Here is a 20,054-nt window from a genome sequence, read left to right as displayed (position 1 = left end):
GGGAGGCAGCACCGTGGCCCCCTTCAGGCCACGGGGGTAGTGGCGCGGCCTGGCGAAGCCTCGCGCTCGGCACATAGCGTCGAGGGATGGTGAGATCTCGGCGCGGGAGTTCCTGGGCAGCGGCGGCAGTGGCCACGGCCATCGTGACGACGGGCTGCACGGGCCGGGACGGCGACGACCCTGCGCCATCCGCCGTCGCGAGCGCCGCGACCTCCGCGCCGCCAGCGACGACGTCGCCGTCCGCGAGCGCATCGGCCCTGCCCAGCCCTGCCCCGTCAGTCGATGTCGCCGAGGTGACGCCCGCGGGCGACCCCGTCGACGTCGTGACGGGCCTCGCCAATCCCTGGTCGGTGGTCTTCCTCGGCGAGGCGCCGTTAGTGAGCGAGCGCAACTCCGGGCGTGTGCTCGAGATCACGGCTGAAGGATCCGTGCGCGAGGTGGGCACCGTGGGCGGTCTCGACCCGAGCGTGTCCGAGGGCGGCCTGCTGGGACTCGCGCTCGACGACGCGGGCCGCCTGTACGCCTTCTCGACGGGCGTGGACGGCAACCGCGTGCAGCGCTTCGAGCTCGATGGACGGCCGGGATCGCTGTCGCTGGGCGAGCCGGAGACGCTGATCGACGGAATCCCCGCGGGCCGGACGCACAACGGTGGGCGCATCGCCTTCGGTCCGGACGGCATGCTGTACGCGGCCGTGGGCGACAACGACGACCGCGAGCAGGCCCAGGAAGTGGACTCGCTCGCAGGGAAGATCCTGCGCATGACGCCTGACGGAGAGGTGCCGGCGGACAACCCCTTCCCCGACTCGTACGTCTACAGCTACGGCCACCGCAACGTCCAGGGACTCGCCTGGGCGGCAGACGGGACCATGTTCGCGAGCGAGTTCGGGCAGGACACCTGGGACGAGCTCAACATCATCGAGCCGGGCGCGAACTACGGGTGGCCGGTCGCCGAGGGGGACTCCGGGGGCGAGTACACGGACCCGGTGCAGCAGTGGACGCCCGCGGAGGCGAGCCCCAGCGGCATCGCCATCGTCGGAGGCACCATCATGATCGCGAATCTTCGTGGCGAGGTGCTGCGCACGGTCCCGGTCGCGCGTCCGGCGGAGCACGAGGACCACTACCAGGGCGCCGTCGGCCGCCTTCGCGCGGTGGCCGAGGGTCCCGACGGGCGACTGTGGATGGTGACCGGCAACACGGGCTCGTACTTCGGCGAGCCGCGAGACGGGGACGACCGCGTCGCGACGGTCGCGCTCGAGAGGTGAGGCGAGCGGACATGTCCCAGCAGGCGCAGGGCGACGAGGCGGCGGTGCGCGCCGTGTACGAGCGCCAATGCGAGGCGCTGATCGCGCGCCGCGTGGACGTGCTCGAGTCGCTGCTCGCCGACGGCTTCGTGGCCACCCACATCGGCGGCGCCCGTCAGGACAAGGCGGACTGGCTCAACCAGATCGCGGGCGGCCAGATGCAGTACCACCGGGTGGAGGACCGGTCCGTGGTGGTCGAGCTCGACGGCGACGCCGCGGTCCTGCGCGCGCGCAGCCTGGTCACCGCCACGATCTGGGGGTCGCGCGGGACGTGGCCGCTCCGCGTCGAGATGTCGCTCGTGCGTACTGCGGATTCGTGGCGGATCGTGAGCTCGCGCGCCGACCTGTCCTGACCGAGGCGCGGCTCAGGAGCCGGGCGTGAGCCGGTAGACCAGCCCTGCCTCGTCGTCCGTCACGTACAGCGATCCGTCCCCGCCGGGCACCGCGGTGACTGCCCGACCCCACCGCGAGCCGTCGTCGCTCTGGAACCCAGTGACCATCTCCACGGGCGCCTCGAGGGCCTGGGCCTCGGAGTTCCACGCGCTGAACGCGACGTACGGCGGTCGCGGAGGCTCGCGGTTCCACGACCCGTGCGCCGTGACGAGCGCGCCGCTGCCCAGGCTCGACTCGAGGGCCGTGCCCGCGGTGAACGCGAGTCCGAGCGGAGCGGAGTGGGACGGCAGGCCCACCATGGTGTTCGGGATGCTCGAGCAGTCGAGCTCCTGCTCGTCCGGGTTGTTCTCGGGGTCTGGCACGAACGGCAGGTCGGTGCCGTCGGCGCTGTCGCGAGTGTCGGGCACGCACAGGGGCCAGCCGAGGTCGATCCCAGGCATCACGCGGGTGAGTTGCTCGATGGGGTTCTCGTTGACGTAGTCGCGAACCACGTCGCCGTACTGGCCGGTGTCGTCCTGGAACGGGTACGGCTGGTTGTCCGCGTGATTCACCGCGACGAACAGGGTGTCGTCCGGCGCGATGTCGAGGGCGAAGCCGTTGCGCACACCGGAGGCGACGAGCTCAGGGCCGGAGCCATCGAGTCCGACGCTCCAGACCGTGCCCCGCTCGGGGTCGGCGTCCCGATCGGCGGGATCGCGGTTCTCGGCCGAGCCGAGGCTGTAGTAGACGACGTCGTCGTGGACGGTGATGCCCTTCGATCCATGGCCGTCGGTGGGCAGGCCGTCGATGAGCACCCGTTCGTTCGACACGGAGCCGTCGGCATAGTCCCACATGACGATGCGGTCGCTCTCGCCGACGACGAGCACATCGGCGCCCTCGTACTCGGTGAACTCCACGCCCTGGGGGTTGCTCAGCCCGTCGAGCAGAGTCACCTGATCGGGCGCGGCGCCCGGCGACGTGGGTGTGAGCAGCGTGACGACGCCCGCGCGGCCCGAGGACACCACGAGCCTGTCATCCGGCGCCCATGCGGCGAGTCGCGCCCTTGGCACGTCGGCCCAGACCTCCGCGCTCCATCCTTGCGGGATGCTCACGTCGCGTCCCTCGGCGGAACCGGCATCGGTGCCATCGGCGGTCGTGAGCGTGACCGGTGCCAGCTCTCCGGGCCCGGCGGGCGGCGCGGGCTCGTCGCTCGGGGAGGGCGTCGCCGCCTCCGGGCTGGCTGGCGCGGCGGAGGTCGGTGCCGATGCTGTCGCGCCCAGGCCCGTGTCCGGCGGCTCGGGCTCGCCCGAGCAGGCGGTTAGCCCCGCGAGCATCGCACCCGTGGCGAATGCGATGCTCGCGCGGCGCGGTGCGGTCGTTCCAGTCGCTGATGTCGCTGCCATCTGTCGACTGTAGGCACGCCCCGCCGGCGTGAGACAGGCAGCGTCAGTGCCTGGCTCGGGCCGGATGGGGTGGCTTCAACATCAGCCCAGCTGGCCGGCCTTCATCGCAGCGATCACGCCGCCGTCCATCAGGATGTCGGCACCGGTGATGAAGCCGCCGGTCTGGTCGAACAGGAAGGCCGCGAGGTCGCCGACCTCGGAGGGAGTGCCCATCCGGCCTGCGGCCGACGTCGCGATCATCGCCTGGTATCCCTCGGCCATGGGGCCGTTCATCTCGTCGCGAGCGAGGGGCGTGGAGATGATGCCCGGGCTCAGGCAGTTGACGCGCGCGCCGCGCGCGCCCCACGGGACTGCCGCAGCCAGCACGCGCAGCGCGTTGGCGCGCTTCGCGAGCGTGTACGCCGCGCCGGAGTCGCCCACCGCCCCTGCCTCGAGCTGCGGCAGCGCCGCGAGCTCCGCGGTCGGCGTGTAGGCCAGGGCGTGCTCGAGCTCGCTGGGGAACCCCGGGCCCATGTGGCCGGCCATGCTCGCGATGACGATGCCCGAGCCGCCTGCCGACACCACGCGCCCGAACTCCTCGAGCACGTAGGCCGTGCCGAGCAGGTCGACCTCGATGACGCGCTCGGTGCTCGCCTGGACGGGCGAGACGCCCGCGGCGTGCACCAGGCGCGTGACCGGGCCCAGAGCGGCTGCGGCGTCAGCCAGCGCCGCGACGGCGTCGGGGTCGGATACGTCCGTCACGTGCGTGTGGACGTCGTAGCCCTCGCCCTGCAGCAGCTCGGCTGTCGCCGCGAGCTGCGCCTCGTTGTAGTCGGCGAGCAGCAGCTGTCGGCCCACCGCCGCGCGGCGTGCGGCCGCGAGCCCGATGCTTCCGGTGCCGATGAGCACGGCCACCTCGTTCGTCTTCATGGTTGTCTCCTGGTGTCGAGGTCGTTGTCGATTGTGCAGTTCTGGCGGTCAGTGCGCGACCGGTGCAAGTTCCGACTCGTGCTGGTCGTCCTGGGTGCCGGCGACGTCGGGCCGGGCGTTGACGAGCAGCAGCGCAGCCGCGACCGCGCCGAGCATGAGCACCCCGGCGACGCAGAACGCGACGGTGTAGCCCGTCATGGTGGCGACCTCGCCGCCGCCATCCACCGCAGCGGTGACGCTCGCGGCGATGGTGGCGAGCATCGCCGTTCCGATCGCGCCGCCGATCTGTTGAGAGGTGTTCACCATCGCCGAGGCGATGCCGGCGTCGCTGGGCTCGACGCCGAACGTCCCGAGCGCCGTGGCAGCGACACCCGCGGTGCCCGTGCCGAGGCCGAGCAGCATCAGCCCCGGCAGGATGGCCCAGTACGGGCTGTCCGTGCCGAGCAGGGCGAAGCTGCCGAACCCGGCGGCGGCGACGAGGTAGCCGGAGGCCATCACCACGCGCGGCGCGACGCGCGTCGCGAGGCGCGCGCCCACCTGGGTCGAGCCGATCGCGAGGCACACGGTGAGTGGGATGAATGCGAGGCCCGCCTGCATCGGGCTGTAGCCGAGCGTCTCTTGGAAGTAGTAGGTCATGATGAGGAACTGACCGAACATGGCCATGATCGCGAACGCCGTCGCGAGGTAGGCGCCGCCTCGGTTGCGGTCCGTGACGACGCGCAGGGGAAGCAGCGGGTTCCGGATCCGCGACTCGACGACGACGAAGGCCACCAGCAGGACGGCCGCGACGGCGAACATTGTGAGCGTGAGTGGAGCGCCCCAACCCTGGATCTCGGCGCGAGTGAAGCCGTACACCAGCGACACCAGTCCGCCGGTCGCGAGCACGGCGCCGAGGAGGTCGATGCGCGCCACGCCGTCCCCGCGGCCGGTCCGCGGCACGACCGCAGGTGCGACGATGATGAGCGGGATCGCGATCACGACGTTCACGAGCAGCGTCCACCGCCAGGTGGTCCACTCCGTGAGCATGCCTCCCAGCAGCAGGCCCACGGCGCCTCCGCCTGCGGCCACCGCGCTGAAGACGCCGAACGCGGTCGCGCGGTCGCGCCCGCTCGGGAAGGTCAGCGTCAGGAGTGACAGGATCGACGGTGCGAGCAGCGCCGCGAAGACTCCCTGGAGGGCGCGTGCGGCAATGAGCATCTCACCATTCACGGCGGCTCCACCGATCGCCGAGGCGATCGCGAAGCCGATGAGTCCGATCATGAGCATGGTGCGACGGCCGAAGCGATCGGCGACGCGGCCCGCGACCAGCAGCAGGCCGCCGAAGGCCAACCCGTACGCAGTGACGACCCACTGGCGTGCAACGTCGGACAGGCCGAGCGCCTGCTGGGCGTCAGGCAGTGCGATGTTCACGACAGAGCCGTCGAGGACGATCATGAGCTGGGCGATGGAGACCACAGCGAGAGTGGCCCACCGGCGAGCCGGGGCGGACGATGACACACGTGAGGACATGGGGGACTTCCTTGGGGAGGCGACGCCGGGCGTCGGGATGGACTCGCGACCGGCACTGCGGCCCGGAGGCGAACGTTGGTCTCACTCTCGCGCGTCCGCCCGCGCTGTGACAGACCGGGCTGAGCCAGGGAGCGCGACTGCCTGGCAAGCGGATCGTCCGAGGGTCATGATGGAGGTCATGAACTCCTCGACCCCTTCGAGCCCTGGCACCGAGTTGGGCGTCTTCCTGCGCAGTCGCCGCGATCGCCTCACCCCGGAGGACGTCGGCCTCGTCCGTGGGGCCGGTGTCCGCCGTACTCCGGGCCTGAGGCGCGAAGAGCTGGCGGCTCTCGCGGGGATCAGCATCGACTACTACATCCGACTCGAGCGCGGCACCGAACGCCATCCCAGCGTCGCGGTCGTCGAGTCGTTGGCCCGCGCGCTCGACCTCAACGAGGATGAGCGGCATCACCTTCAGCGTCTGGCTGTCCAGTCGGAGCGACGGGACCTCGTCAGTCGGGTGAGCTCACGGCGCCCCGTCGGCCTAGGCGTGACGTTGTTGCTGGAGAGGTTGCGGCCGTTTCCCGCCTATGTCACCAACCGGATCGGGGACGTGCTCGCATGGAACCCCGGAGGACTGGGAATGCTGCCAGGTATCGAGGACTGGCCCGCAGCGAAGCGAAACGAGGCGAGGTTCGCCTTCCTTCATCCGGGCGCGAAGGCGCTCTACGGAGATTGGACCGGGCAGCTCACCGGCGTCGTGTCTGGGCTTCGGACGCTTGCCGCGACTGAGCCTGACGCGGCGGATCTGCGCGAGCTCGTGGGGGAGCTGCTCGTCAAGAGCCCTGAGTTCGCGGGCATGTGGGAGCGCTACGACGTCGCTCCTCCGACGACGGGCCACAAGCGGTTGCACCACCCGGTGGTCGGTGACATGCGCGTCGGATACCAGGCGATGAGGCTCGAGGGCCCCGACGGACTCGGCATGCTCTCGTACTACGCAGAGCCCGGGAGCCCTGAGCACGATCAGTTCGTGCTGCTCGACAGCATGGCGCCCACGGACTCGGTCGCAGCGAGCTCCCTCGAGAGTGAGTCCGAGCCTTCCTGAGAGTCGCCTCGCAGTCTGGCGTGGGCCGACTCCCCGGCGAAGCGCAGCGAGCCTCGTCGAGGGGGTAGAAGTTCTCGCTCACCGCACCCCGAGCCGGCGCAGGTGCGCGTTGGCGAACCTGCCGGCGGGGTCGAGCGCCTCGAACTGTGCCCGAGCGTCGGCGAGCCGGGGCGTGACGGCGGCGACCGCATCGGCCGTCATGGTGTGGACCTTGCCCCAGTGCGGGCGGGCGCCGAAGGGCTCGAGGGCCGCCTCGATGCGGGGCGTGAGCCCGGCGACGGCCTCGGGCTGGTTGCGCCAGGTGAAGTGGATCGCGAGGGTGTCGCGCTCGTAGGCGCCCGACAGCCACAGCTCGTCGGCGGCGACAGTGCGCAGCTCGGTGATGAGCAGGTGAGGCGCGATGTCATCGGCGAGCGCCCGGACGGAACGGAGCGCGTCGGCGCCATCGGCGAGCGCGACGAAGTACTCGGTCTGGATCTCGTCGCCATTCGAGGGGGTCGAGTCGAGGCGGAAGTGGGGGAGCCGCTCGAGCCACGGGCCCTCGAGCCCGCCCTTGACGGTGAGGTTGGACGGATCGACGCCCACCAGCCCGGCCTCCTCGGCGCGTTCGAACCGGGCGCCGAGCCAGCTGGCCTCGGGCGCGTCCCCGACCCCGATGCGCGTCTTGCGCCAGACCTGCTGGACGGTGTCCTCCGCCCACATCGTGAAGGCGCTCACCGAGTAGCCCGCGCCCATCACTGCGGGCAGGTCGTCGAGGAGGACGCCCCACGGCAGGTCGCGGTAGACGTCCTGCCGGACGCGGTAGCTCGGCTGGATGTCGAGGGTCAGGCGGACGACGATGCCATACGCGCCGAGCCCCACCACGAGGCCCTCGAAGCCCGGATCGCCGCGCCGCGCGGTGCGCAGCCCTCCGGAGGCGTCGACGTAGGCGAGCGCCGCGACGGCGTCCGACAGGCAGCCGTTCGTGACTCCCGAGCCGTGGGTGCCCGTCGCGACCGCGCCGCCGACGGAGATGTGGGGAAGCGAGCCCATGTTGTGCAGTGCCCAGCCGCGGCCCTCGAGCCACCCGGCGAGGATGCCGTAGCGCGTGCCGGCTCCGACCGTCACCGTGCGGGCGGCCTCGTCGAGCACCGGGTCAGGGTCGATGCCCGTGACGGTGACGAGGGTGCCCGTGGTGTCGGCGAGATCGTTGAAGCTGTGGCGCGTGCCGAGGGCCCTGATCGGGCCCGCGGTGGACGCGACCGCCTCGCGAACCTCGTCGATGGTGGCGGCCTCGACGAGGCCCTCCGCGCCAAAGGTGTGGGTACCCGCCCAGGTGGCTCCGATGCTCATGCGCCGAGCCTAGGCGTGGGCCGTCGGATCGCGCTCCTCCGCGTCCCGCCGCGGCGGCGAAGCGCCCGGGGAATGCGCCCCGAGGCGCCGTCGGGAGCGGCGGAGACTATTTACGCAACACTGAAGTTGCCTTTTTTGTGCGGGGAGGGGCGATTTTCTCGTTCGTGACCACCCGCTCACAACGACTAGGCTTGTGGCGTGAAAAGCACCGCCGATGTCATTGTCGTGGGCGCCGGCCCCGGCGGCTCGGCGGCCGCTCGCTACCTCGCGAGCGAGGGCTTCGACGTCATCGCACTCGAGAAGTCTCGCTTCCCGCGCGAGAAGGTCTGCGGCGACGGGCTCACCCCGCGCGCCGTGCGCGAGCTCGAGCTCATCGGCCTGCCCACGCCTCGAGAAGACGGCTGGATCCCCAACTGGGGGCTGCGCATGGTGGGAGGCGGACACCGCCTCGAGTTCCCGTGGCACGAGCAGGACTCGTTCCCCAGCTACGGCCTGTCACTTCCGCGCGCGAGCTTCGACCACAAGCTCGCCGAGCACGCCCGTGCCGCGGGTGCCGATGTCCGCGAGGGCTGGTTCGTCACCGGCGCCGTGCGGGACGAGCGCACCGGTCGCATCACCGGAGTCACCGCCCGCGAGACGGACGAGAAGGGCCGCAAGACGGGTGACGAGGTCACCTACTCCGCGCCGCTCGTCATCGCCGCCGACGGCGTGAGCGCCCGCATCGCGCTGGGCCTGGGTCTCGAACGCATGGACAACCGCCCCATGGGCGTCGCGGTGCGCACGTACTTCGAGACCGCTCGTCACGACGAGGAGTGGATGGAGGGCCACCTCACCATCTGGAGCGGCGAGCCCGAGCGCTCGGACCTGCTCCCGGGCTACGGCTGGATCTTCCCCCTCGGCGACGGCACCGCCAACGTCGGCCTCGGCACCCTGAGCCCCAACGGGAGCCCCTCGAAGCTCGACCACCGCGCGCTGTTCGACAACTGGGTGCGCCACGGCACGGAAGGCTGGGGCTTCGACGCGGACGCTCCGGTCGCCAAGGTGCAGGGCGCCGCGATCCCTATGGCCTTCAATCGTCAGCCGCACTATGTGCCCGGCATGATGCTCATCGGCGACTCGGGCGGCATGGTCAACCCGTTCAACGGCGAGGGGATCGCCTACGCGATGCAGGCCGCTCGCCGCGCCGCCGAGCAGGCCGTCGCCTGGCGCGAGGCGTCGACGGACGAGGCGAAGGAGGCCGCGCTCGCGGCCTACGCGACGCGCATGAAGGACGACCTGGGCGGCTACTTCAGCCTGGGCCGCGTGTTCGCGCAGCTCATCTCCAAGCCGGCCGTCATGCGGGCGTGCACCCGGTACGGTCTCCCGCGGCCGGTCATCATGCAGTTCACGCATAAACTCTTGGCAGACGTCTACGAGCCGCGGGGTGGAGACTGGGCCGACAGACTGATGTCAACCCTCACCCGGATCGCGCCCGCAGCATGAGGCGCGGCCGGACGACGAACGACCGAATGAACAACAGGGGAGCGAACCAGTGAATCCGTACGTGCCGATCGTGGTGATGGTGTGCCTCGCCGCGGCCATGGCCGTCGCCGGCCTGGTGGTGAGCTCGCTCGTGGGCGGACCCAAGCGCTACAACTCGGCCAAGGTCGACAAGTACGAGTCCGGCCTGCAGCCGACCCCCGGCGCCATCGGCGGCGGACGCATCCCCATCAAGTACTACCTGGTCGCGATGACCTTCATCATCTTCGACATCGAGGTGGTGTTCCTGTATCCGTGGGCCGTCGCGCACGACGCGCTCGGCTGGTTCGGGCTCATCGCGACCATGACCTTCCTCGCCCTCATCACGATCCCCTTCGTGTACGAGTGGCGCCGCGGCGGATTCGAGTGGGACTGATCTGACATGGGTATTGAAGAGAGCGCACCTCCGTTCATGCTGGGAGCCGTCGAGGACTTCGTCGGCTGGGCCCGCGCGGGCTCCCTGTGGCCGGCGACCTTCGGCCTCGCGTGCTGCGCGATCGAGATGATGGGAACCGGCACGTCGCGGTTCGACATCTCGCGCCTGGGCTCCGAGGTCTTCCGTGGCTCGCCGCGTCAGGCGGACATGATGATCGTGGCCGGCCGCGTATCGAACAAGATGGCGCCGATCCTGCGCCAGGTGTACGACCAGATGCCCGAGCCCAAGTGGGTGCTGTCGATGGGCGTGTGCGCGTCCTCCGGCGGCATGTTCAACAACTACGCGATCGTCCAGGGCGTCGACCACGTCGTGCCGGTCGACATCTACCTCCCGGGCTGCCCGCCGCGTCCCGAGATGCTCATCAACGCGCTCATCGAGCTCCAGGACCAGGTGCGTAACCGCCCCATGGGCGCCAACCGCCGCGAGATTGCCGCGGCAGCGGAGCGCGCCGCCCTCGAGGCGACGCCCACGTCGGACATGAAGGGGCTGCTGCGGTGAGCGACGGAACCGACATGCAGGCGAGCGCTCCCGAAGGCCGCCAGCCGCTCACGCTCATCAACGTGCGCGAGGGGCTCTTCGGCGCCAAGGGCGACACGTCCGGCTTCGACCGCTTCGTCGACCGCGTCCAGATGCCGGGCGCGGCCGAGCGCCCGTACGGCGAGTGGTTCGACGGCGTGGTGGACATCCTCACGGAGCTGCTCGGCGACGCCGCGGACGAGGCCATCGAGTACGTCGTGGTCGACCGCGGCGAGCTGACGCTGTACATCGCCCGCGAGCACCTGCTCGACGTATGCCGCCACCTGCGCGACGACCAGGACCTGCGCTTCGAGATGTGCCTGGGCGTGTCCGGCGTGCACTACCCGGCCGACACGGGTCGCGAGCTGCACGCGGTGTTCCCGCTGCAGTCCATCACCCACAACCGCCGCCTGCGTCTCGAGGTCGCCGTCGCGGACGGCGACGCCCGCATGCCGTCGGTCACGTCGGTGTACCCGATGAACAACTGGCACGAGCGCGAGACCTGGGACTTCTTCGGCATCGTGTTCGAGGGCCACCCGTCGCTCGCCCGCATCGAGATGCCGGACGACTGGGTCGGCCACCCGCAGCGCAAGGACTACCCGCTCGGCGGCATCCCCGTCGAGTACAAGGGCGCAGAGATCCCCTCGCCCGACGAGCGGAGGCAGTACCGATGAGCACCCAGACCGCGCACGCGACCGGGGCCTTCGTCGAGGACCCTGACGCCCCCGAGTACACCGTCTACGGCGGCGACTGGTCCGAGGTCCTGGACGAGGCCAAGCGCCTCGGCCAGCAGCGCATCGTCGTCAACATGGGCCCCCAGCACCCGTCGACGCACGGCGTGCTGCGCGTGATGCTCGAGATCGAGGGCGAGACGGTCACGGAGACCCGTGCCGGCATCGGCTACCTCCACACGGGCATCGAGAAGAACATGGAGTTCCGGACGTGGACGCAGGGCGTCACGTTCTGCACCCGCATGGACTACGTCGCCTCCATGAGCCAGGAGCTCGTCTACTGCCTCGGCATCGAGAAGCTGCTGGGCATCACCGACGACATCCCCGAGCGCGCGTCGATCCTGCGCGTCCTCATGGCGGAGCTGACCCGCATCGGATCGCACCTCGTCGCGGTCGGCACCGGCGGCAACGAGCTGGGCGCGACCACCATCATGACGACGGCCTTCATCGGCCGCGAGGACACGTTCCGCGTCATCGAGGCGATCACCGGCCTGCGCACCAACAACGCCTACATCCGTCCCGGCGGCGTCGCCCAGGGACTGCCGGACAACGGCATCGCGATGATCCGCGAGATGATCCCGCTGGTGCGTCAGCGCCTCGACGAGCTCATCGCGCTCCAGCTGAAGAACCCCATCCTCCAGGGCCGACTCAAGGGCGTGGCCGAGCTCAACCTGTCCGCGTGCATGGCGCTCGGCATCACGGGCCCGATCCTGCGCGCGACGGGCCTTCCCTACGACCTGCGCAAGTCCGACCCGTACTGCGGGTACGAGACCTACGACTTCCAGGTCCCCACCAGCACCGAGCAGGACGCCTGGTCGCGCATGGTGCTGCGCATGGAGGAGTGCTACGAGTCGCTCAAGATCGTCGAGCAGTGCGCCGACCGCCTCGAGCAGCTGGGCGACGGTCCGGTGATGGTCGCCGACAAGAAGATCGCGTGGCCGGCGCAGCTGGCCCTCGGCCCCGACGGCCAGGGCAACTCGCTCGACCACATCCGCCACATCATGGGCGAGTCCATGGAGGCCCTCATCCACCACTTCAAGCTGGTGACCGAGGGCTTCGACGTGCCGGCCGGCCAGGTGTACCAGGCCATCGAGGGCCCCAAGGGCCTGCTCGGCGTGCACCTGGTCTCCGACGGCGGCACCAAGCCGTGGCGCGCGCACTTCCGCGACCCCGGCTTCAACAACCTGCAGGCGCTGGGCATCATGTGCGAGGGCGGCCAGGTCGCCGACGTCGTGGTCGCCATCGCCTCGATCGACATGGTCCTGGGAGGCGTCGACCGATGACCTACGACGCAGACGCGCTCGCACAGCTCGAGCAGGACGCGGCCGAGATCCTCGGCCGCTATCCCGTCAAGCGCTCCGCCCTGCTGCCGCTGCTGCACCTCGTGCAGTCGGTGGACGGCTACGTCAGCCCCGACGGCATCGCGTTCTGCGCGAACCAGGTCGACCTGACCAGCGCCGAGGTGAGCGCCGTCGCGACGTTCTACACCCAGTACAAGCGCCGCCCCAACGGCGAGTACCAGGTGGGAGTCTGCACCAACACGCTGTGCGCGATCATGGGCGGCGACGAGATCTGGCGACAGGTCTCCGAGCGCTGCGGCATCGGCCACGACGAGACGACCGCCGACGGCAAGATCACTCTCGAGCGCCTCGAGTGCAACGCCGCGTGCGACTACGCGCCGGTGATGATGGTGAACTGGGAGTTCTTCGACAACATGACGCCCGACCGCGCGCTGCGCGTGGTGGACGACATCCTCGAGGGCCGCGACGTGGTGCCCACGCGCGGGCCCGCCAAGGTCGCGCCGTTCAAGGAGGTCTCGCGCGTGCTCGCGGGCTTCGAGGACGGCCGCGCCGACGAGGACCAGGGCCTGGGCGAACCCACGGTGGTGGGGCTCAAGGTCGCCCGCGAGCAGGGCTGGGAGGACGCGAAGTGACCGATCTGACGCCCGTCCTGAGCGCGACCTGGGACGCCGAGCAGTCCTGGAAGCTCGGCACGTACGAGAACGCCGGCGGCTACGGCGCCCTCAAGAAGGCGCTGGGCATGCCGCCCGCCGACATCATCCAGGCCGTCAAGGACTCCGGCCTCCGCGGCCGCGGAGGCGCGGGCTTCCCCACGGGCATGAAGTGGGGCTTCCTGCCGCCCGACGACGGCAAGCCGCGCTACCTCGTGGTGAACGCCGATGAGTCCGAGCCCGGCACCTGCAAGGACATCCCGACCATGCTGTCGGCGCCGCACATCCTCGTCGAGGGCGTCGCGATCACGTCCTTCGCCATCGGCTGCAACCACGCCTTCATCTACCTGCGCGGCGAGGTGGTCCACGTGTACCGCCGCCTGCTGCAGGCCGTCCGCGAGGCGTACGCCGCCGGGCACCTCGGCAAGAACATCCACGGCTCCGGCTACGACCTCGACGTCACGGTGCACGCCGGCGCCGGCGCCTACATCTGTGGCGAGGAGACGGCGCTGCTGGACTCCCTCGAGGGACGGCGCGGCCAGCCCCGCCTGAAGCCGCCGTTCCCGGCCGTCGAGGGCCTGTACGCGCGCCCGACGGTCGTCAACAACGTCGAGTCGATCTCGTCCGTGCCGGCCATCATCGACCGCGGCGTCGAGTGGTTCACCTCCCTGGGCACCGAGCGCTCGAAGGGCATGGGACTGTTCTCGCTGTCCGGCCACGTCGAGCGCCCCGGCCAGTACGAGGCTCCCCTGGGCATCACCCTGCGCGAGCTCATCGACATGGCCGGTGGCATGCGCGGCGGCAAGGAGCTGAAGTTCTGGACGCCGGGTGGCTCGTCCACGCCGCTGTTCACCGCGGAGCACCTCGACACCCCGCTCGACTACGAGTCGGTCGGTGCGGCAGGCTCCATGCTCGGCACCCGCGCGCTGCAGATCTTCGACGAGACCACCTGCGTGGTCCGCGCGGTCACCCGCTGGACCGAATTCTACAAGCATGAGTCCTGCGGCAAGTGCACGCCGTGCCGCGAGGGCACGTTCTGGCTGTCGCAGATCCTCGAGCGCCTCGAGGACGGGCACGGCACCGACGCGGACATCCAGCAGCTGCTGGACACCTGCGAGTCGATCCTCGGGCGCGCCTTCTGCGCGCTCGGCGACGGCGCGACCAGCTGTATCACCAGCTCCGTGAAGCTCTTCCGCGAGGAGTACGAGCAGCACGTGAGCGAGAGGCGATGCCCGTTCGACCACGCCGCATCGGCGCTGTTCGAATACGAGACTTCCCAGGCGACCGAGGAGGCGCACGCATGACCTCGACCGCGGACAAGGCCACCGCCGAGGCCGTCGAGACCGTCACCCTCACCATCGACGGCAAGGAGGTGACGGTCCCCAAGGGCACCCTCATCATCCGCGCCGCCGAGCAGGTGGGCATCAACATCCCGCGCTTCTGCGACCACCCGTTGCTGAAGCCGGCCGGCGCGTGCCGCCAGTGCCTCGTGGATGTCGCCGCGCCGGACCGCGAGGGCAACGTGCGTCCGTTCCCCAAGCCGCAGGCGTCGTGCACGATGACGGCGATGGACGGCATGATCGTCAACACCCAGGACACGTCCGACGACGCCAAGAAGGCGCAGGAGGGCGTGATGGAGCTGCTGCTCATCAACCACCCGCTCGACTGCCCGGTGTGCGACAAAGGCGGCGAGTGCCCGCTGCAGAACCAGGCGCTGAGCCACGGCCGGCCCGAGTCGCGATTCATCGACGTGAAGCGCGTGTTCGAGAAGCCGCTGCCCCTCAGCTCCGAGATCCTCCTGGACCGCGAGCGCTGCATCCTGTGCCAGCGCTGCACGCGATTCTCGAAGGAGATCGCCGGAGACGCGTTCATCGACCTGCAGAACCGCGGAGCGATGCAGCAGATCGGCACCTTCAACGAGGAGGTGCTCGAGTTCGACGGGTACGAGCCCATCGGCGTCGCGGCCGAGGACGAGTCGGGCAAGGCGTTCTCGTCCTACTACTCGGGCAACACCGTCCAGATCTGCCCCGTGGGCGCGCTCACCAGCGCGGCCTACCGCTTCCGCTCGCGCCCGTTCGACCTGGTGTCCAGCGCGGGCATCTCCGAGCACGACTCGTCGGGTGCCGCGCTGCGCACCGACCACCGCCGCGGCAAGATCCTGCGCCGCCTCTCGGACAACGACCCCGTCGTCAACGAGGAGTGGATCACCGACAAGGACCGCTTCGCGTTCGCGTGGCAGAACCTGTCGGACCGCCTCGAGCGTCCGCTCGTGCGTGGCGAGGATGGCGAGCTGCACGAGGCCTCGTGGCCCGACGCCATCGCGCGTGCGGCCGAGGGCCTGCGCGCAGCCGCGGGTCGCACCGGCACGCCCGCCGACAAGAAGGCGAAGGGCGTGGGAGTCCTGCCCGGCGGCCGCGTCACCCTCGAGGACGCCTACGCGTACCAGAAGTTCGCCCGCGTGGCGCTCGGCACCAACGACGTGGACGTGCGCACCCGCGCCGCGTCCGACGAGGAGCAGGCGTTCCTCGGCTCGTCCGTCGCCGGCACCGGTCTGGGCGTGACGTTCGCGGACCTCGAGAAGGCGCCGACCGTCCTGCTCGTCGGCTTCGAGCCCGAGGATGAGGGCGGCGTGGTCTTCCTGCGCCTGCGCAAGTCCGTCGGCCGTCAGCGCGTCCTCACCGTCGCACCGTTCCTGTCCCGCGGCGCCGAGAAGCTGTCCGCGAGCCTCATCGAGACCGCCCCCGGCGGCGAGGGCGCCGCCCTCGCCGCGATCAAGTCCGGCTCGGACAGCGCCGATGCGCTGGCTGAGCAGGGCGCGGTCATCGTCCTGGGCGAGCGTCTCGCCTCGGTTCCGGGCGCCCTCGCCGAGGCCCTGCGCCTCGCCAAGCGCACGGGCGCCCGCCTCGCCTGGATCCCGCGTCGCGCCGGAGAGCGCGGCGCCGTGGAGGCCGGCGCTCTGCCCGGCCTGCTGCCCGGCGGTCGTGACGCGGCTGTCGACGCCGCTCGCGCGACGGTCGCCCAGGCGTGGGGCGTGGACGCCCTGCCGGGGACCGCGGGACGCGACGCCGCCGGCATCATCGCCGCGGCGGCTGCCGGCGACCTGTCCGGCCTCGTCGTGGGAGGCGTGACGCCGTCCGACCTGACGTCGGACCTGCGCGCCGCGCTCGAGCGGGTCGACTTCGTGGTCTCCCTCGAGGTCCGTCGCACCGAGGTCTCCGACCACGCCGACGTGGTGCTCCCCGTCGCGCCGCCGTCGGAGAAGCCCGGCACCTTCGTCAACTGGGAGGGTCGCCTGCGCGGCTTCGCCACGGCGATCCGCACCGACGCCATCTCGGACCACCGCGCTCTGGACTTCCTGGGCCGCGAGCTCGGCCTCGACCTCAAGGTCGGGACGGTCGCGGACGTCAACGAGCAGCTCGCCGAGCTCGGCGCCGCCGGCAAGGGCGAGCGTGTCAAGGCGCCCACCGCGAAGCCTGCCAAGGCCGCCAGCGCGTCCGGCGACCAGCTCGTGCTCGCCTCGTGGCACCTGCTCGTGGACGAGGGCGCCTTGCAGGACGGCGAGCCCTACCTCGCCGGCACCGGCCGCACAGCGGTCGCCCGCGTGTCGAGCGCCACTGCCGAGCGCATCGGCGTCAAGGACGGCGTCGTGACCGTGTCGGTCGACCGCCGCGGTGAGATCGAGCTGCCCGTCGTCGTCACCGACATGGTCGACGGTGTGGTCTGGCTTCCCGCCAAGTCCCCGGGCTCGTGGGTCGCGCAGGAGCTGGGCGTCGAGCCCGGTGCCCTCGTCACCGTCAAGGGAGGCATCTGATGCACGGCCTGAGCATGCTCGCCGCGGAGGCGGTGGATCCCGCCGACCTCACCGTGACGGAGGCGCTGGCGAACGACTCCATCTGGATCTCGATCATCAAGGCCGTCATCATCCTGGTCTTCCTGCTCACCTCGGTGCTCTTCGCCGTGTGGTTCGAGCGCCGCGTGATCGGTCGCCTCCAGCAGCGTCCCGGCCCCAACCGCCACGGTCCGTTCGGCCTGTTCCAGTCCGTGATGGACGCCATGAAGCTCCTGTTCAAGGAGGACATCACCGTCCGCGCGGCGGACAAGGTGCTGTACATCGTGGCGCCGGCGATCTCGGTGTTCTGCGCGTTCCTGATCTTCTCCGTGATCCCGTTCGGCCCGGTGACGCACATCCCCGGCACCGACATCCACACGCCGCTGCAGCTGACGGACTTCCCCGTCGCGGTCCTCTTCATCCTCGCGTGCGCCGCGCTCGGCGTGTACGGCATCGTGCTCGGTGGCTGGGCCTCGGGCTCGACCTACCCGCTCATGGGTGCGATCCGCTCGACGGCCCAGGTGATCTCGTACGAGCTCGCGATGGGCCTCGCGCTCGTCACCGTCTTCCTGCTCGCCGGCACCATGTCGACCAGCGGGATCGTGGAGTCGCAGACCGACCGCTGGTGGATCTGGCCGCTGTTCCCCGCCTTCGTGCTGTATGTCATCTCCATGGTCGGCGAGACCAACCGTCTGCCCTTCGACCTTCCTGAGGCCGAGGGCGAGCTGGTCGCCGGCTTCATGACCGAGTACTCGTCCATGAAGTTCGCGTGGTTCTTCCTCGCGGAGTACATGAACATGATCAACGTGTCCGCGGTCGCGGCGACGCTGTTCATGGGCGGCTGGCGGGCGCCGTGGCCCACCTCGTGGCCGGGCGCCGAGTTCCTCAACTCGGGGATCTTCCCGCCGATCTGGCTCATCATCAAGATCTGGCTGCTGATGTTCGTGTTCGTGTGGATCCGCGGCTCGCTGCTGCGCTTCCGCTACGACCAGTTCATGAAGTTCGGATGGAAGATCCTCATCCCCGTGGGCCTCGGCTGGCTCGTGTTCTTCGCCGTCGGCCGCCAGGCCTTCGAGAGCTGGGGCCGCGACCTCAACGTGTTCGACGCCGTCGCCGGGCTCGTGGCGATCCTGCTCACCATCGCGGTGATCAGCTTCGTCAAGGGCGAGCCCGAGCCGGAGGTCGAACCCGAGCCCGAGGAGCTGGACGCCTTCGCGGGCGGCTACCCCGTGCCCCCGCTGCCCCACCAGTCCCTGCCCGCGTCGCCCCGGTCCGGCAGGACCGTCGAGGCGCGCACCGGCGCCGCCGATCCTGAAGGAGAGCCCGCATGAGCGAGCACGACGACGTCTGGAAGGTGAATCGCGAGCGCGACGGCGAGCCGCAGCGCTTCGAGTCGAACTTCCCCGAGTACGGGCCCATCGCGAAGACCTTCGCGCCGGTGGCCGGCTTCGGCGTGACCCTGCGGAACTTCTTCCGCCCCACGGTCACCGAGCAGTACCCGGACAAGAAGACCCCGCCGATGCCGCGCTACCACGGCCGTCACCAGCTCAACCGTTACGCGGACGGGCTCGAGAAGTGCATCGGCTGCGAGCTGTGCGCCTGGGCGTGCCCGGCCGACGCGATCTACGTCGAGGCCGACTCGAACACCGAGGACGCACAGTTCTCTCCGGGTGAGCGCTACGGCCGCGTCTACCAGATCAACTACCTGCGGTGCATCTTCTGCGGCCTGTGCATCGAGGCGTGCCCCACGCGCGCTCTCACGATGACCAACGAGTACGAGCTGGCCGGTCCCACTCGCGAGGGCCTCATCTACGAGAAGCAGGATCTGCTCGCTCCGCTCGCGGAGGGCCAGCTCGCCGCGCCTCACCCGATGGTGCCCGGCACGGTCGACGACGACTACTACAAGGGCGACGTCACCAAGGCCGTGAAGAGCCAGGTCGACTGGGTGCGGGAGAACCGCCCCGAGGACCCGACGCTGCCCGAGAACCGGCCAGTCGGGGAGGGCCACGTGCCACACGCTGCCGCGTCGGGCGGGGCGAAGCCGAACCCGGTCGCCGAGGGCCACAAGCTCCAGCAGCAGACTGGCATGGGAGGCTACGGTGGTTAGCCCCGTCCTGTTCTGGGTGGTCGCGCTCCTCACCGTGATCCCGTCGCTCGCGCTGCTGTTCGCCCGCAAGGCCGTGCACATCGCGATGTCGATCGTGTGCGTGATGGTCGGCCTCGCCGCCGCGTACGTCGGGCTGGGGGCGCCGTTCCTCGGCGTCGTCCAGATCGTCGTCTACACCGGCGCGGTCATGATGCTGTTCCTGTTCGTCCTCATGCTCGTCGGCGTCGACCAGCGCGAGGACCTCAAGGAGACCCTCAGGGGCCAGCGCTGGATCGCGCTGTTCACCGCCGGCGGCCTGGCCATCCTGCTGATCTCCGTGATCGGCCGCGTGTCCATCTCCCCCCAGGAGGAGCAGGTGGGCAACCCCGAGGACATCGCCCTCGTGCTGTTCGACCGCTACGTGCTGGTCATGGAGGTGCTGGGCGCGCTGCTCATCACCGCCGCGGTCGGCGCCCTCGTCATGACGCACACGCCGCGCCTGCTGCCGCGCAAGACGCAGGCGGAGGTGCATGCGGCTCGCGTGCTCGCCGGCGCGGACCCCGTCAACAAGCCCATGCCGGGCGTGTACGCGCGACACAACGCGCTCGACGTCCCCGCGCTCGACCCGGACGGCAACCCCATCGAGCACTCGGTGTCCCGCGTGCTCGAGGTGCGTGAGCAGATGTCCGACGGCGACGAGTTCCGCGCCCGCCTCGAGAGCACCGCGAACCCCGAGGATCACCAGAACCCGCAGGCCGAGGCGGAGGGGGAGAAGTGAACGCCATCAACTTCGTCTACCTCGCCGCGATCCTGTTCTCGATCGGTTCCGCCGCGGTGCTGCTGCGTCGCAACGCGATCGTCGCCTTCATGGGAGTCGAGCTCATGCTCAACGCGGCCAACCTCGCGCTGGTCGCCTTCTCCCGTCTCCACGGTCAGCTCGATGGCCAGATCATGGCGTTCTTCGTCATGGTCGTCGCCGCCGCCGAGGTGGTGGTGGGTCTCGCGATCATCATCGCGGTGTTCCGCGCCCGCCAGACCATCTCGCTCGACGAGCCCGCCGAGCTGAAGGGTTAATGG

The 20,054-nt window shown here is 70.4% G+C and carries 19 protein-coding genes; 15 read left to right on the top strand and 4 right to left on the bottom strand.

All coding sequences use genetic code 11. From position 1 onward, the window contains the following. Window positions 1-128: 128 nt before the first annotated feature. Both B7K25_RS07815 and B7K25_RS07810 read left to right on the top strand, forming a co-directional pair. Window positions 129-1,262, top strand: a complete 1,134-nt coding sequence (locus B7K25_RS07815; protein ID WP_234988122.1) for a sorbosone dehydrogenase family protein — start codon at window positions 129-131, stop codon at window positions 1,260-1,262. An 11-nt stretch (window positions 1,263-1,273) separates the two neighbouring features. Beyond that, a complete protein-coding gene (locus tag B7K25_RS07810) occupies window positions 1,274-1,654 on the top strand; it encodes a nuclear transport factor 2 family protein (RefSeq protein ID WP_084105160.1) in 381 nt (126 codons plus the stop codon). A gap of 12 nt (window positions 1,655-1,666) precedes the next feature. Here B7K25_RS07810 and B7K25_RS07805 read toward each other — a convergent pair whose 3' ends face one another. From B7K25_RS07805 to B7K25_RS07795, 3 genes are all read right to left on the bottom strand, one after another. Next, window positions 1,667-3,076 carry a sorbosone dehydrogenase family protein gene (locus tag B7K25_RS07805; protein WP_084105159.1) on the bottom strand — a complete coding sequence of 470 codons (1,410 nt, stop codon included), beginning with the start codon at window positions 3,074-3,076 and terminating at the stop codon, window positions 1,667-1,669. 81 nt (window positions 3,077-3,157) lie between these two features. Beyond that, window positions 3,158-3,985, bottom strand: a complete 828-nt coding sequence (locus B7K25_RS07800; protein WP_084105158.1) for an SDR family oxidoreductase — start codon at window positions 3,983-3,985, stop codon at window positions 3,158-3,160. A 48-nt stretch (window positions 3,986-4,033) separates the two neighbouring features. Beyond that, on the bottom strand, window positions 4,034-5,440 hold the full coding sequence (locus B7K25_RS07795; protein ID WP_234988121.1) for an MFS transporter: 1,407 nt from the start codon (window positions 5,438-5,440) through the stop codon (window positions 4,034-4,036). 232 nt (window positions 5,441-5,672) lie between these two features. Here B7K25_RS07795 and B7K25_RS07790 point away from each other — a divergent pair, with 232 nt between their 5' ends. Further along, window positions 5,673-6,578, top strand: a complete 906-nt coding sequence (locus B7K25_RS07790) for a helix-turn-helix transcriptional regulator (RefSeq protein ID WP_084105276.1) — start codon at window positions 5,673-5,675, stop codon at window positions 6,576-6,578. 78 nt (window positions 6,579-6,656) lie between these two features. Here B7K25_RS07790 and B7K25_RS07785 read toward each other — a convergent pair whose 3' ends face one another. After that, the gene (locus B7K25_RS07785) at window positions 6,657-7,910 is read right to left on the bottom strand and encodes a D-arabinono-1,4-lactone oxidase (RefSeq protein WP_084105156.1); all 1,254 of its coding nucleotides are present in this window, start codon (window positions 7,908-7,910) and stop codon (window positions 6,657-6,659) included. A 198-nt stretch (window positions 7,911-8,108) separates the two neighbouring features. Here B7K25_RS07785 and B7K25_RS07780 point away from each other — a divergent pair, with 198 nt between their 5' ends. The 12 genes from B7K25_RS07780 to nuoK are packed head-to-tail and all read left to right on the top strand — an operon-like array spanning window position 8,109 to window position 20,051. After that, the gene (locus B7K25_RS07780) at window positions 8,109-9,392 is read left to right on the top strand and encodes a geranylgeranyl reductase family protein (RefSeq protein ID WP_234988120.1); all 1,284 of its coding nucleotides are present in this window, start codon (window positions 8,109-8,111) and stop codon (window positions 9,390-9,392) included. A 49-nt stretch (window positions 9,393-9,441) separates the two neighbouring features. Next, window positions 9,442-9,804 (top strand): NADH-quinone oxidoreductase subunit A, encoded by a 363-nt coding sequence (locus tag B7K25_RS07775; protein WP_084105154.1) that lies wholly within the window; start codon window positions 9,442-9,444, stop codon window positions 9,802-9,804. A 6-nt stretch (window positions 9,805-9,810) separates the two neighbouring features. Beyond that, window positions 9,811-10,362: an NADH-quinone oxidoreductase subunit B gene (locus tag B7K25_RS07770; protein WP_084105153.1), complete on the top strand. Its 552-nt coding sequence runs from the start codon at window positions 9,811-9,813 to the stop codon at window positions 10,360-10,362. A gap of 14 nt (window positions 10,363-10,376) precedes the next feature. Further along, window positions 10,377-11,054 (top strand): NADH-quinone oxidoreductase subunit C, encoded by a 678-nt coding sequence (locus B7K25_RS07765; RefSeq protein WP_084105274.1) that lies wholly within the window; start codon window positions 10,377-10,379, stop codon window positions 11,052-11,054. Next, on the top strand, window positions 11,051-12,394 hold the full coding sequence (locus B7K25_RS07760; protein ID WP_084105152.1) for an NADH-quinone oxidoreductase subunit D: 1,344 nt from the start codon (window positions 11,051-11,053) through the stop codon (window positions 12,392-12,394). The genes B7K25_RS07765 and B7K25_RS07760 overlap by 4 nt, the downstream gene beginning before the upstream one ends. Further along, entirely contained in the window at window positions 12,391-13,044 is a 654-nt protein-coding gene (gene nuoE / locus B7K25_RS07755) for an NADH-quinone oxidoreductase subunit NuoE (RefSeq protein WP_084105151.1), read from the top strand. The genes B7K25_RS07760 and nuoE overlap by 4 nt, the downstream gene beginning before the upstream one ends. Beyond that, window positions 13,041-14,366: an NADH-quinone oxidoreductase subunit NuoF gene (gene nuoF, locus B7K25_RS07750; RefSeq protein ID WP_084105150.1), complete on the top strand. Its 1,326-nt coding sequence runs from the start codon at window positions 13,041-13,043 to the stop codon at window positions 14,364-14,366. The genes nuoE and nuoF overlap by 4 nt, the downstream gene beginning before the upstream one ends. Continuing rightward, a complete protein-coding gene (locus B7K25_RS07745; RefSeq protein WP_084105149.1) occupies window positions 14,363-16,873 on the top strand; it encodes an NADH-quinone oxidoreductase subunit G in 2,511 nt (836 codons plus the stop codon). The genes nuoF and B7K25_RS07745 overlap by 4 nt, the downstream gene beginning before the upstream one ends. After that, window positions 16,873-18,222 (top strand): NADH-quinone oxidoreductase subunit NuoH, encoded by a 1,350-nt coding sequence (gene nuoH / locus B7K25_RS07740; protein ID WP_371328293.1) that lies wholly within the window; start codon window positions 16,873-16,875, stop codon window positions 18,220-18,222. Before B7K25_RS07745 ends, nuoH begins: the two co-directional genes overlap by 1 nt. Next, window positions 18,219-18,998 (top strand): NADH-quinone oxidoreductase subunit NuoI, encoded by a 780-nt coding sequence (gene nuoI, locus B7K25_RS07735; RefSeq protein ID WP_084105148.1) that lies wholly within the window; start codon window positions 18,219-18,221, stop codon window positions 18,996-18,998. The genes nuoH and nuoI overlap by 4 nt, the downstream gene beginning before the upstream one ends. Continuing rightward, the gene (locus B7K25_RS07730) at window positions 18,991-19,755 is read left to right on the top strand and encodes an NADH-quinone oxidoreductase subunit J (protein WP_144018924.1); all 765 of its coding nucleotides are present in this window, start codon (window positions 18,991-18,993) and stop codon (window positions 19,753-19,755) included. The genes nuoI and B7K25_RS07730 overlap by 8 nt, the downstream gene beginning before the upstream one ends. Beyond that, a complete protein-coding gene (gene nuoK, locus B7K25_RS07725) occupies window positions 19,752-20,051 on the top strand; it encodes an NADH-quinone oxidoreductase subunit NuoK (protein WP_084105146.1) in 300 nt (99 codons plus the stop codon). The genes B7K25_RS07730 and nuoK overlap by 4 nt, the downstream gene beginning before the upstream one ends. Window positions 20,052-20,054 lie beyond the last annotated feature (3 nt).

It is taken from the genome of Demequina sp. NBRC 110056 (assembly GCF_002090155.1).
Classification (GTDB): Bacteria; Actinomycetota; Actinomycetes; order Actinomycetales; family Demequinaceae; genus Demequina.
This window is presented reverse-complemented; position numbering and strand designations above follow the sequence as displayed.